Source organism: Legionella bononiensis, assembly GCF_016786215.1.
Classification (GTDB): Bacteria; Pseudomonadota; Gammaproteobacteria; order Legionellales; family Legionellaceae; genus Legionella; species Legionella bononiensis.
Genome location: NZ_JADOBG010000015.1, coordinates 55,576 through 69,517, shown reverse-complemented (window position 1 = coordinate 69,517; position 13,942 = coordinate 55,576). Strand labels below are relative to the sequence as shown.

Here is a 13,942-nt window from a genome sequence, read left to right as displayed (position 1 = left end):
TTTTTCGGAACACAACCCAAAGACCGCATCCCTCACTAAATGACATTTATCGTGCCAAACCTAATTACGATTACATCAATATTGATCAGTGTGATCGTTGTTGATACAATGATGGCTTGTTTATCAAATGGTATTTAACAATGAGTGCTTCTCATTCTGAGCTAAAAGACAAACTCACTGAAGATAAAATTCTGGAAATAATCAGATCAGGTTGTAGAGATTATTTAATTTTTGAGATGACCTCAAATCCTCCTGTCGATACTGACCAATGGTTTATACGAAAAAGCAGCATGCATGGCCATGTTACTTTGGGTATCCAGCGGCATGGACAGCCTATCTGGATGAGGATCACTGATAACGACCTGGAAAGGGTATTAAGTGGTGACTCGATGTGGTTAGAGGCCGATGGGGGAAAACTTGAAGTAACTAAACTTCTCCTACCTGAAAAGGCAAAGAATTTTATGTTCTTTACAGATAAAACGAAACCTGTCTCGGCTAAGCATCCTCGTGATAAAACCTATACAATTGATAAAGAAGGCATAGACAAAGTTATTAAAATGGATTGCACCAGTTTTCTCATATTTGCATGCGATGCAAATCCTATGATTGACTCGGATCAATGGTTTTTGCGCAAGAGCAAACATCAGGAACGTATTACTTTAGGTTTGCAAACGCAAGGAGAGATCAAAACGATTGAACTTACAACGACACAACTGGATGAGCTTTTGTCTGGCGCTATAGTACCAGAGGTTGGTTGCCAACTGGAGTTGTCCAAAATGGCTGTTCCTCAAGAGGCATTAGATTGTTTATATCAATTGCAAAGACCTTTTTCACGCATTTTTAAATTTGTAGACACTGATGACAACAAACACCCAGCATTGCAAAGTCTTGTGATGAGATAATAATACTGACGAGGCGACTTAAATTTTTATCCTCGATTTAAGTCACTTTTTTGTAGAATTAAAGGGAGTAGTTCAGGCTGGCTGGTTGCACGCAACCAGGTAACATGTGCTACATTCCTATAGTAAAGCTGAATGATGAACTGGCTGTATGTTGTTGCGATGCCTGTTTAAAATTTTGGTCAGACCCTGTATAGCCCTCGTAATGTTTTATTTCTGAAAAGTCACGTTAAGTTATGGTCTTTTTGTGAGCTTTCTGTGTTATAATTTGCTATTTTTGTTTCCTGGTATTGGCATGACTCAACTCAAAAGTGAATTAAAAATTAGTACTTCTTATCTTAAAAACCGGTTTTTTGTACCTGAAAAAAAATCCAGTGAATCAATATTTGTAATTATTGATATGCAACCCAAATTTATTGAGGGTTCAATTAAACCGATTCTTCTCCAGGCGTTTAAAAAAGCTTTAGCTAAAGCAATGGAAGAGGGACAATATATTCTTATTGTAAACTTTGAGTCGGGACCGATAGAGTATAAAATTAGTCCTTCAGGAGAGCGAGTTCTTGTATCTGTGGGTCAAAGAAAAGAGTGTTCTCAGCTACTTCCTGAATTGCAGCATCTAATCAAAGATTATCCAAACAAAGCTACAGTTTGGAAGATGGAAGATAGTGGTGCAACAGTGATACTTGATCATCTCCGATCTGAAGATATATCTTTTTCAAGAATGTATGTGACAGGTCTGAATAGTTGTGCTTGTGTCCACGCCACAGTGCGTGAATTATCTCAAAATAATCCTGATGATTTTTTAATTGAATTAAGTACGACCTGTTGTACCTGTTTACTCCCATGTGCTTTTCGGCATTATTATTCCTATCCCATTGATGAGATTTGTACAAAAGTTATTATTCCTAATCTACAGTATTACAAAAATGTCATTACCGATAATGAAGATAATCCTTTAAAAACGGCTATAATGAACAACAGTTTTTCGCTTGTTAATGAGATTTTATCGTCTTATGAGCAAAACATAGCTCTTTGTAGGCAAGATAGTCAGGCTCAACCATGGGAAAATATTTTAAACATTAAAAGAGATATACTCCTAACTTTATATATTCATAATAGATACTTTGATTATCCAAGTGATTTGCTTCAAAAATTAAGACAGCTTTTAAACGACACTCAAGAATTTATAGATGAATTTGGACCAATATCATTCATCCCAAATGCAGTAAATGAAGCGGTAGCAGTAACAAAATTAAACGAAAAAGAAGGACTACAGATAGCAGATGATTTGGATTTAATAGTTCCCAATGTACCAGAAATACGACAATCAAATAATCCCTTTAGCTTGTTTAATGTTGCTACGCTGGGTGCAGTTATGATGGCAGCAGCAGGTGCTGTAATGCTTGCTTATTCACAATGAAAAAAATCTCACTCACTTACGCTTGCTGATACCTTCGCCCCTACATAAGAATTTTCAGAGGTCATTTACCAGGAGATCCATTACCCCATCGATTGACTCAATCGATTTCTTTGATGACTCATTGTGAAATATAAGTGTTGTATAGCTGGATGTACTCTGGAGAATTTTCAATAATTTTGATTTGTTGATTTAGTTTTTGAATTAATTTTTTTTGGGATGGTAAGGCCATAATTCCAATACCGTCAGCTACTTTGAACGGTTTAACAAGCTCTAGAAACTGTCCTTGCATATTTTGACTCCAATAATTGGATTGGTTCTCGTCCATGAATGCAGCGGAAATTTTTCCTGTACCTAAAGCCGCTATCAGGGACTCAACGTCTGCAAACAAAACAAGATTATATTTAGGACTGTAATGTGTCATAAAATAGTCATAAAAAATTCCTTGATCTGGTTGTTTATTTTCCTGAACTGTTCCTATCTTTGCGCCTTGGGGCAATGTTGAAAGATCTTTAATACCACTATTTTTTAACACTAAAAATTGACCTTGACTTAGTAAATAAGGATAGGAATATATGTAGTTACCATTTAATTGGTTGGGGGTAATGTAAAAATCAATACCGTCTACGGCGATATCAATTTTTTTGTTATTTAATGCAGTGAATAGTTCATAATAATTCATTGGTAAAAAGGTGCATTGCTCTTTAATCTTGCTACACAAGAGTTTAATGAATTCTATCTCAAAACCCTGACTTGTTGATATGACATAAGGAGGATCATAGACAACTGTTCCTACATTGATATTTGCATAGCTTTTTGAAATAAATATAGAAAAAAAAACAATCATCATGAGTGTTATTTTTTTAATTGATTCCATATTTCGTTTCCTTTCGCTAAAACTGGCCTTTAGTTTCAAGTATATACTACAGCATTATTATCGGTAAAGGTAAGGTAGGATCAATGGCGTTGGAGATCACTGGAAGGTTGCAGAATAGCACCATTGTGCAGCATACCTTTGAGTTTGCGTTGAAACTCTTCATCAAGATGCCTAATACCTTTAGCGATTGATCTTCTAACTCAAACATCTCCTTAAACTCTTAGAGTGTAAAATTGTTTGCTGCCAAAAGCATCTAATTTCAAGCACGTCTTGTGAATGATATTTTGTTCAATCCTATATGCGAACTGCTACGCTTGCTGCTTCTTGTTTAAATTCTTTTGTAAAATATGCATAAGGCTTTCGCTTGGTCGTCATAATGGTCACTCTTCTATAGGGTGATATTGTCGCCGATTAAAAGTATCCGTTAAAGTGGGGGAGCTTCACAGTGACCCCATTATTTCAAGGTATGATATTTTCAATAGGATCGTCAATTAATTAAGCTATATGATCGAATCTATATTATCATGTTAGACTAATTAAAAATTGAGCAAAAAAAGAGTTAATACAGGGAGTAACTTTCATGATAAAAATAAAATATATTGGTGGACTCATCTTTACTGTAACTTTTTTATTAGGGCAGGCTATAGCTCAAAGTCAGCCATCAAATCAATCCCCACGAAAATATAAAATGACGACTACAATCCCGGCTGGCATTGAGATTCCTAATACAGTTAAGACAAGTTTAGGTTCATTCGAATTTTTCGATGGTGTTCCCAATCAAGCTAGCACACAAAAACTTTATGATATTCTTGATTTGCAGCGTGCAGTCCAAGCTTATCTTCTTGCACTTCCGGTGGTTAATCAGGCAAGTAACAGAAATAATATTCTGAAACTTGGACCCGCAAATTTAACAGTTCCAATTTGGGAAAATCTCGTCGATTCAACAACTATAGAATTGACCGCGAATGATAATACCCCATACACTTGGTTTTGGGTGGATCTGAGTAATGGCCCTGTTGTGATTGAGGTCCCGCCTAAAGTACTCGGGCTTGTGAATGATATTTGGTACCATTGGAATGGTGATATTGGTATAACTGGTCCAGATAAAGGTAAAGGAGGGAAATACATCTTATTGCCTCCAGGATATAATAAAACTCCTAGTGGCTATTTTGTTATTCGACCTGGTTCAAAAAGTGTATGGGCAGCTTGGCGTAGCTTTTTAGTTAATGGAAATCCTAAACCTGGTGTGGATGAAACTAAAAAATACATGAAAATTTATCCATTATCACAAGCAGGTAACCCACCTAAATTAAAATTTATCAATATGTCAGGTAGACCATTTAACATGGTGGCTCCAACAAATTATCAATTCTGGGAATTACTCAATCAGGTTGTTCAAACAGAGCCAACGAATACAGTAGATGCTACTACTCTAGGATTTTGGGCTTCAGTGGGTATTTTAAAGGGAAAACCATTTACACCTGATGCTAGAATGAAGAAGCTTCTTATTGACGCTACAAAAATAGGTGATGCTATATCTCGAGTTAACGCTTATCGCATGCGGCAAACATCGGCTTATTTTTTCAAAGATAGGCGATGGATGCGTCCATTTATCGGCAGTTACAAATTCCAATGGCAGCCTGGAGTCGCTAATTTAGATGCTGCTGCAATGTTTTTTACTGTAGCCACCGGTGTCACGCCAGCGATGGATACTCAAAGTGTTGGTGAAGGTTCAACTTATCCTTGGACAGCAGTAGATGAAAACAATCTCCCACTCGATGGAGGTAAAAACTATCACTTACACTTACCACCTAATATCCCTGTTAAGACGTTTTGGTCTGTAATTGTATATGATACTCAGACACGGTCTATGTTACAAACCGATCAGCAGTACCCAAGTGTAAGTAGTCAAAACAAAGACTTACAAATCAATCCGGATGGTTCAGTTGATGTATATTTTGGCCCTACACTACCACCCGGAAAAAAAGGGAACTGGATACAAACCATACCAGGAAAAGGCTGGTTTACTATTTTACGATTATATGGTCCTTTGCAGCCATGGTTTGACAAAACTTGGCGTCCTGATGATATTAAATTAGTTAAATAAAAAAAAATTGTAAGGTGAGTGATTTTCCATTTTGTGTGATGAGCACAAATGCAAAATGCTCACCTGATATTACTTTAAATAAGGATGCTTAAGCGTTCAATCTGGAAGATTCATTGTTCTAATATAATACTTAGCATCCAGAGGATAGTTAAGTCTATAATGTGTCTTATACCAATATCGACAAAGTGTAAATTGATTTCCTCCTCTTGATTGCCCTGCGTGGTTCGAACTCTAATTTTGATGACGATAAATTAATACAAGCAACGGACTAATAGTCCGTTTGTTCTTAAAATTTAATTCATTTAAATCATAAGGTTATATAAGGTAGATATTGTTTTTGTGTAATTTTGTGGGTCATAAATCCCACAAAATCTTCGCAATGAAATTTAGAAAATTAAGCGAAATAATTTGTAATTTACTGAATTTAAAGGACTTTAATTGGTGGGCCCACTAGGACTTGAACCTAGGACCAATGGATTATGAGCCCGTCAATTTAAAAGTAAGTAATTGATTTTATTTTAATTTTAATCGCAGGAATCCACTACAAATGTCCTACGATGTATAACAATGTCGTACTCAAATACGCAAATTTCCCACAATGGATTTTACGGGGTTATTTTTAATATTAAAACCCATTTAGTGTTTCTGGGTTTTAATATTAAAATTATAAGTACGAAACTAAATAGATATTATCTGCTAGCAAATATTTGTATTGCTTTTTCGCCAAGCAAATATTTAGCCATAGTTTCACTTCTTGTGTCCATAGTAAACCAATAATGGGATTGTCATCTTCCTGTTAATGAGCGATAGTGGAGCCAATTTAGATTAAAGTTTAATGATAATTCATTTAAGATTTACCACGCACTGCGTGGTGAATTTGAGAGTTAAAATAAACAAGATATCCTGCCCTAGTTTTTTTTCTTGTTCTGATAAAATGAAGCGTAATTTTGATACAAATATTCGTTATTTATTTGTAAGTAACGAAATTATGTATCAAAATTTAAATATGAAGACAAAGGATAGCTATAAACAAATAGTACTCCAAATGGCTAGAAAAACGGGTGTAATCAAAATGTCCGATCTAACCAAACAGGGGATAACTAGAGCGACCGTTTCAAGACTTGTTAACGAAAACAAACTTGAAAAACTTGCTCCCGGACTATATTGCCTACCCGAGACTAAGTTTTCTGAAAAGGAAAGCCTGATTATTATAGCAAGCCGAGTACCTCAAGCAGTGTTTTGTCTGCTAACTGCTTTGCAGATCCATGATCTAACAACACAACTACCTCGAAAAGTATGGATCGCTATGCCAAAGGGAAGTCATGTGCCAAAAATGGATTATCCGCCGCTAAAAATGGTGCAATATTCAGATGAAGCCTTTAGCGAAGGAATTGAAATTATAGAATCAGATAATATTAAGCTAAGGGTGTATAACCGTGCCAAGACAATTGCAGATTGTTTCAAACATCGCAATAAAATTGGCCTTGATGTGGCGATTGAAGCGCTCAAAGAGGCTTATACAAAAAATAAAGTAACAGTTGATGAACTGTGGCATTATGCGAAAATTTGTCGCGTTGCAAACGTAATGCGTCCTTATATTGAGGCATTTCAATGACAAAAAATATTGGTGAGTCTGTACGCTCACGTTTAAAGAATATAGCTGTTAAAAAAGGTTCTGATTTTAATGCGGTATTGACTCGTTATGGTCTGGAACGTTTGTTATATCGAATTGGAGAATCAGAATATTCTAAACAGTTTTTGTTGAAAGGTGCCTTACTATTTAACTTATGGTATGACATGCCTCATCGCCCAACTAAAGATATTGATTTATTGGGGTTTGGTGATAATGATCTAGCGTATATTAAACAAACGTTCAGTAAAATTTGCAGAATCTCTGCAGATGATGGAATAAGTTTCCTGTCTGAATCAGTGACGGTTGACACTATCAAAAAAGATGGAGGTTATACTGGAGCATGAGTTGAGTTATTTGGGGAATTGGCGAAAGCAAAGATTAAAATACAAATTGATATAGGTTATGGTGATGCAGTTACCCCTGGGCCAATAGATGCTCATTATCCCGTACTTCTTAGTGATCTTCCTGCCCCTAAAATCCGTACTTATCCAATTTATACGGTAATTGCAGAAAAGCTGCACGCAATTGCATTATTGGGCATGGCGAATAGTCGATTAAAAGACTACTTGGATCTTTATGTATTATTAAATAATGAGCAGATAGATAATCAAATATTAGCCAGCGTAGGTTGTGCTACGTATAGCCCGACAGATCTTGTTCACCAAGATAAACATTTGAGAAATTATTTGCGTATATCCAATCCAAAGATATTTTACTCAAACGAATTTATTTAGGAGCATTAGAAATGTCGGGCAATAAGTTGCCCGACCTACGCTTGCTTAAAATTCACTTAAGCCTACTTTAGTGAGTAAAGATTCTGTTTTCCTGCGATTATCAGACTGAGCCTCGGATGGTAATGTAGATAAAATGGCCTTAATAATAGTCATCTTTTCCAGGGCTTCAGGAAACTCTTGTTCAACAAAAGAACATTTAAGATTATTTGCATGGGCTACCTGGCCATTTTGAGCATTAAGACGCATTGAAAGAATATTTAATAGAGTAGATTTTCCACAACCATTATGCCCGATAAGACCTACTTTTTCTCCTTCACAAAGTACCAAAGAAAGTTGTTCAAATAAGTAGTTATGTACACTATGATAACAAATATTTTCAGCAGAAATTAGCGTAGAGCCTTTTCTATTTATTGTTTGTGGGTTCGATAACATGTTCTTTTACCATTAAAATAATCACAATTGCACATAAAGCTATTATTGCTTGGAAGTTATACATTTTTTGGATATCAAGAAGTTCCGTACGGAATGTAATGAGCAAGTATATTGCAAGAACTCCTAGCCCTGAAATACTATTAAAAGTCGATTGCAAACGTCCTTGAAATGTCTTATCGGCAAGAAGTTGAGCTTGGGTTAGAGACAAGGCCCAGCTTGATAAACCAAAACCAATAATAAAATAGAATATATAACTGATTATTATATTCTCATTAATTGAGAATATATGCAGACCTATTGCTATACCAATCATGAGTAGTAACAAGGTTCGTTTTATTTTAATTAATCTGCATAATATAGGTGATATCAGACAACCAATAAAAACCCCCATAGAGAAAAGGGCTTCTAAAATTGAAAACTTATCTGCGCCTACTTTCAGCACTTCTTTTGTGTATGGAAGTAGAAGGATGGGGATTGTCATTAAAAGTATCATGATGCACGTTTGGATTGAGTAAATTCCAAGAAGGCGCGGATTGTCTCTTAGATAGTGTAAGGAGCTTACATAGTCATCTACAAAACTAGTTTTTTCTTTATTAGGTGTTCCATAGCAGTGTTCTGGTTTGCATTGCATGATCCAATTAAATATCCCAGCCAATAAAAATAATAACCCACCCAGAGCAAGAGTGTTCATCAGTCCCAAATATAAAACCAAAAAGCCGCTCACTCCCATGCCAATGATTGTTCCTAGCTCATATAGCATATCTACAGTTGCATTAGCATTCATTAAATCATTTTCTGGAACAATACTACTTATCATGGGTACTGCCGCTGGCATATAAAATGAGACAAAAATACCCAGACATGTGGCCAGGACAAAAATATTTGTTGATAAGCCCAAGTAATAAAGTATCACAAAAACAATAACAGCCAGCCCACGAACCATATTGGACATAATCATTAAATTTTTACGGTTATATTTATCTGCGCATACACCAAAAAGGGGACCAAATAGTATTGTGGGTAACCAAATACAAAACATCATTAAGGCTATGCCACTAATAGAATGCATTTTTTCATATGCAAGCCAGGATACTGTGATATAAATCAATCCATTCCCTAAAGTTGCTAAAATGCCACTTAAGGCAAAATAGAGATAAGGCTGAATAGAAAAAAGTCTAAAGCGTGTCTTTAATTCATCTATAATCATAATAAAAATTCTCTATAGAGTAATGAGTGCTCATTCATTTCTTCCAAAAGCATCTTTGCTACATTCGTAAGAAATTGTGCATTTTTTAGTGTGTCCAATGCAGCTTTAAGGTTCTGGTAATTATTTGATAATCGAACACGAGTTAATTCTGTTTCATATTGATCATTTAAAAGAGCTGACAATAATTGTACAACTCTGGATAATACAGATGCAGCATGAAATACACCGATAGTTGGTCTTTTGCTTTTTCTGAGCGGACTGTCTAATAGTACATTTTTTTCCACAATAGGATCAATCAGTTGCCGAATAAAGAGATCTATATGTGACATTTCATGAATTAAGTTTTCCACATAGTCAGCCAAACACCATGTCGTTTTCGGTGCAATTACTATTGTTCCCATGAATTTAAATGAAGAGCAAGCGACTAAATCTTCACAATCAACAACAATGATATTTTTAATAAAACTTTGCGCGAATACGGTCAGATCTTGTCTTTTGCTTCTTGAGAATAGAGTGGTTTTATAATTCTGTTAATTCATAAATAGCTGATCCCCAAATTTTTACCAATTTTATTCAAGCAAAAGGCAAGATCTGCCCCCTTTATGCTTGTTTTATGCTGTTTGCTGGAATGGAAGGATGATGATGAAATAACACATCAGTGAGCGATGCCATTGGTTTTGTTGCAAGGTGATGCCTCCGATGTAAGGTGAGATCTGGAAAGCCAGCGTAGCAACTGTCTTGAATGAAAATTCAAGACAGTTGCTACGCTGGCTATATTTTGGAAATACACTAAAGAGGCGCTAGAAGCAGGAGAAACGCAATGTATCTAAGGGAACAATTTGTTGTAATTTTAAGTTGTATATTCATAAGCTCTATTGGATTGGCCATGCCCCCAGTAGAATTTTTACAATCATGTAAAAACAGTAAGCCAGCCAATGATTCTATAACCATGACCTAACTTGATGGGTTTGGCACCACTAATGATAATGAACCAGGTTGTAGAAATCATTTCGATTCTGAAATTAATGGTCAGATCTATGGAGCAGTAGTGTGTGATGACCAACCTTATTTAATAATTGCAAATAAAAAATAAGTACAGCAACAGCTAAAAACTATTCGATGAATCCAAGTGTTAAACCAGATATCCCAATTCTTCGTTTTTCTGATTGGTGGAGAATAAATAAAGGCGATAAATCCTATCTATGTATACAAACATCTCTCTCAGATACGGGATCAGCAGCTAATTCCTGGCAATATTATCTAGTAGAAGACGCTTTTGATGTGAACAAAAAAAATTACAATATTAGTTATTATTTTTTCGACAAAAATGTCTATAAGCGTTTTTAAGCTTATCACCCAGAGATGAGAGCATCACGTGTCGACTGCTGGGCCAGTATTCCACCTACCAGTAAAAAATATTTGGGACGAAGGGGACAAGAGGGGCATCCGCATCATTTCTGAGCTAGAAACGTCCCTGCATCATTTTGCAATTGTGGGACGTATGGGACAAAGTACATTTCTTCACATAAATAATAATACCAAAAACGATTATTGATTTGCAGTTCGCGATTCGCGAATTGCGAATTTATGCTATACTCTGTTTATAGAGGTCACATTGGAACGATACATGTTAAAGCCACAAGACATCGTAATATTGTTAAAAATATTAGCTAGTGAACAACCAGAGCAATTACTTCAAAAAGATTTGGCAACCTATCTTTGCATGAGTGCGTCTGAAGTGCATGAAGGGATGAAGCGATTGGAATTATCTGGATTGATTGCACCTGTATATCGTAAATCTGAAGAATCTAATTCAAGTAAAACTATTCGGATGCCCATACAAGCCGCTTGTGAGGAATGCTTGATTTACGGTGTAAAATACTTCTTTCCGGTGCAACTAGGAGTGTATACACGGGGTATCCCTACAAGCTATGCAGCTCCTCTATTTAAAAAACATATCGTGTTAGGAGATGATCCCATACCTGTATGGCCTTATGCTGAGGGCGATCAGCGAGGGTTAGCTTTGGAACCATTGTATCGATCGGTGCCGGAGGCGTTAGCAAAACACCCGGATCAATCTTTTTACGAGCTACTAGTTCTCATTGACGCGATTCGTTCAGGGCGAGCAAGAGAGCGTAAGATAGCAATAGAGTTATTAAGGGAGTTTTATGCATCAAAGAAACGAAAGAGCGACATCCAATTTAAGAATGCTGGAGTTGGTTGCGAGGAAACTCGGGGAATTGAACGATGAAGTGGTCTATCTTGGTGGCTGCACCACGGCTTTGTTTATCAATGATCCATTATCATTAGATGTTCGCACAACATTGGATGTTGATTGCATTATCGATGTTTTATCTTTAGGCCAGTACTATAAATTTGAGGAAAAACTAAAAGAGAAAGGCTTTTATCGTTCGATGCAAGATGAGATCACCTGTCGTTGGCATCTTGATGACATCATATTGGATGTAATGCCTACAGATGAAAAAATTTTGGGTTGGGGTAATGAATGGTATAAAGAATCAATCAAACATGCTGTTGATCATCAGATTACAGAGGAGATTACCATCAAATCTGTAACAGCCCCGTATTTTTTAGCGACAAAAATAGAGGCTTTTAAATCAAGGGGCAACTATGATTTTCTTGGAAGTCATGACTTTGAAGACATGATTACGGTGATCGCTGGATGTATTGATATTGCAGAGCAAGTGCAAATTTCAAGCGATGATTTAAAGAAGCACTTAAGGATAGTATTCAATGAATTCTTAAAGAACGATGAATTCATGCAGTCACTCCCTGGCCATCTTAATGACGGGCCAGTGACAGAGCAACGAGTTCAAACTGTCATAAAACGAATAGAACAATTTGCTCAAAAAGAATAGGGTACATACAAATGAAACTGGCTTGGTTAACGGATATCCAATTCAATTTTCTAGAGGTTGAGTCTCGCCAAAAATACTATAGGGACACCAGAGTCCTAGCGCATTATTTTTAATTATTTGTATAATTTTACTAATATTAAAATTCATGTAATTACCTATTTAAAGACTACTCAAAAATATCATCCAAAGATTTTCACGAAAAGATGAACAACGATCGCTCTTATCTACCACGATTACTGAATACAACTAGCAATAAATTTAGCAAAAGGAAGGATATTCTGATGCTCACTTGCCTGTTCCAATGCCTCCATATATTCATTTCTTCTATCCACAGGAATAATAGTCCACGGATAATGACCACTCGCCAGCATAACATTCATCAAAAAACGTCCAATTCTGCCATTACCATCTGAATAAGGGTGGATATAAACAAAAAAGAAATGTCCGAGAACAACTCGAACAGCAGGTTCCTTTTCTTGAATTATTAACTGAAAAAATTCTTCCATTAGTTCACTAACAATTTGCCAACGGGGAGGAATATGTTTTGATTGACGTATGTATACAGGGCTGCGTCTGTATCCTGCCAGATCAGTTGGTTTTAAAAGACCTACAGCAACGCTAGGTTGAAATAATTCTCTATACCAATCCCCATGTTCTTTTTGTATTATTTTTCCGGGGTTTTCTTCATTTAATATTTCTATAAGGCTCTTTTTCACAGATTGAAATGCTTGCCAGTATCCACGGGCGGCTAATGCACTACGGTGATTACGATCCTGCTCTGTAGCATCGGGATTCCATTGCCCAGAACGAACTTTTTCAATTAAGTCTGGACTTACTTGATAACCTTCAATAGATAGAGAATGGTAAGCGTCTGAGATATAATTTTCGTCTACTTGTTCTAAATATTCTTTATTATCGGTTGTCTTGAGAGGGGGCTTAGGGAAGTTTTCCCTGACTGTCTCGCGCATATCATGCCACATAACTTCCAAACGACTGCGATAGGCTGGCTTATAAGTTGCGGAAAAATCTATCGGTGTATTTGTTAAAAAAGGATCTTCTTTCCTTATTTGATAACCGGCACTCTCCATGGTTTTTTTGATCTCTTCTGCCATGTGAGATTTGCCAATATTTTGAAGTGCGCCACAAATCCTTCCTGCTATCCAGGAATGTCCTTCTTCTAATAAATAATGCAGAAGATCAGATGCACTATTAAACATTGAAAGAACAGAGCGTGCTTCAGTAGGATATTGAGAAAAAAACTTAGGTGAACAATAGATCAATGCTGGCACAATTGCATAAACTCGCATGTCCTGCTTAATCTCTATATCCTGAGTAGCTGGCATTTTGTATTGTACTGAAAATAAAGAAGTATTATGAGGCAACTCCATATTACGGTTTGTTCCGTTGGGGCTGCGTATCATTAGTTGTTTAGGTACAGTCCAGTTTTCTGAATGAAGAAGTAAAGATTGTTCTGGGGAAAGGCACCATTCGTCACCAAAACGTTCATTTAAATAAGAAGCACAAAAACTCCAGAAAGAAGCATACCAAGCCGTACTTTCCCCTTTTTGTTCATCAGGTTTTATAGGTACATACCAACCTTTTACAACCTCTTCTAAAAATGCATTGTCTACAAGTCGTTCCCTATGAGTACGGCTTATGTCTTTTGATTGGATAGCGTACTTACCTTGCTTTTGTAGATTGTGTAAAACTTCTAGTGACTGCGATAGTTTTTCTGAAGGTTTCATAATATTTCAATT

At 36.2% G+C, this 13,942-nt stretch carries 11 protein-coding genes and 1 pseudogene; 7 read left to right on the top strand and 5 right to left on the bottom strand.

Translation table 11 applies throughout. The features are described from left to right. Positions 1-140: 140 nt before the first annotated feature. Together IZU94_RS10285 and IZU94_RS10280 are read left to right on the top strand one after the other, a co-directional pair. Positions 141-902: a hypothetical protein gene (locus IZU94_RS10285; protein ID WP_203110371.1), complete on the top strand. Its 762-nt coding sequence runs from the start codon at positions 141-143 to the stop codon at positions 900-902. 292 nt (positions 903-1,194) lie between these two features. After that, complete coding sequence (locus tag IZU94_RS10280) at positions 1,195-2,319, top strand: isochorismatase family protein (protein WP_203110369.1); 1,125 nt, start codon at positions 1,195-1,197, stop codon at positions 2,317-2,319. A gap of 118 nt (positions 2,320-2,437) precedes the next feature. Here IZU94_RS10280 and IZU94_RS10275 read toward each other — a convergent pair whose 3' ends face one another. Beyond that, positions 2,438-3,193, bottom strand: coding sequence for a transporter substrate-binding domain-containing protein (locus IZU94_RS10275; protein WP_203110367.1), 756 nt, complete (start codon positions 3,191-3,193; stop codon positions 2,438-2,440). Positions 3,194-3,773: 580 nt separating this feature from the next. Here IZU94_RS10275 and IZU94_RS10270 point away from each other — a divergent pair. The 3 genes and pseudogenes from IZU94_RS10270 to IZU94_RS10260 all read left to right on the top strand — a co-directional run bounded on the left by IZU94_RS10270 (position 3,774) and on the right by IZU94_RS10260 (position 7,667). Next, positions 3,774-5,300, top strand: coding sequence for a DUF1254 domain-containing protein (locus tag IZU94_RS10270; protein WP_203110365.1), 1,527 nt, complete (start codon positions 3,774-3,776; stop codon positions 5,298-5,300). Between the two features lie 934 nt (positions 5,301-6,234). Then, on the top strand, positions 6,235-6,915 hold the full coding sequence (locus IZU94_RS10265; protein WP_238400422.1) for a type IV toxin-antitoxin system AbiEi family antitoxin domain-containing protein: 681 nt from the start codon (positions 6,235-6,237) through the stop codon (positions 6,913-6,915). Then, positions 6,912-7,667: pseudogene (locus IZU94_RS10260) on the top strand (nucleotidyl transferase AbiEii/AbiGii toxin family protein). The gene IZU94_RS10265 and the pseudogene IZU94_RS10260 overlap by 4 nt, the downstream one beginning before the upstream one ends. Before the next feature lie 45 nt (positions 7,668-7,712). On the opposite strand, the gene IZU94_RS10255 reads toward IZU94_RS10260, so the two are convergent. The 3 genes from IZU94_RS10255 to IZU94_RS10245 are packed head-to-tail and all read right to left on the bottom strand — an operon-like array spanning position 7,713 to position 9,755. Beyond that, positions 7,713-8,099, bottom strand: a complete 387-nt coding sequence (locus IZU94_RS10255) for an ATP-binding cassette domain-containing protein (RefSeq protein ID WP_203110363.1) — start codon at positions 8,097-8,099, stop codon at positions 7,713-7,715. Continuing rightward, positions 8,071-9,306 carry an MFS transporter gene (locus tag IZU94_RS10250; RefSeq protein WP_203110361.1) on the bottom strand — a complete coding sequence of 412 codons (1,236 nt, stop codon included), beginning with the start codon at positions 9,304-9,306 and terminating at the stop codon, positions 8,071-8,073. The genes IZU94_RS10255 and IZU94_RS10250 overlap by 29 nt, the downstream gene beginning before the upstream one ends. After that, a complete protein-coding gene (locus IZU94_RS10245) occupies positions 9,303-9,755 on the bottom strand; it encodes an aKG-HExxH-type peptide beta-hydroxylase (RefSeq protein WP_369410920.1) in 453 nt (150 codons plus the stop codon). Before IZU94_RS10245 ends, IZU94_RS10250 begins: the two co-directional genes overlap by 4 nt. A gap of 1,178 nt (positions 9,756-10,933) precedes the next feature. On the opposite strand from IZU94_RS10245, the gene IZU94_RS10240 reads away from it, so the two are divergent. Both IZU94_RS10240 and IZU94_RS10235 read left to right on the top strand, forming a co-directional pair. Next, entirely contained in the window at positions 10,934-11,557 is a 624-nt protein-coding gene (locus tag IZU94_RS10240) for a hypothetical protein (RefSeq protein ID WP_203110358.1), read from the top strand. Beyond that, positions 11,475-12,185 (top strand): hypothetical protein, encoded by a 711-nt coding sequence (locus tag IZU94_RS10235; RefSeq protein ID WP_238400423.1) that lies wholly within the window; start codon positions 11,475-11,477, stop codon positions 12,183-12,185. The genes IZU94_RS10240 and IZU94_RS10235 overlap by 83 nt, the downstream gene beginning before the upstream one ends. Positions 12,186-12,418: 233 nt before the next feature. Here the strand turns inward: IZU94_RS10235 and IZU94_RS10230 are convergent, their stop codons facing one another. Then, positions 12,419-13,930, bottom strand: coding sequence for a Fic family protein (locus IZU94_RS10230; protein ID WP_203110357.1), 1,512 nt, complete (start codon positions 13,928-13,930; stop codon positions 12,419-12,421). Positions 13,931-13,942: the final 12 nt, after the last annotated feature.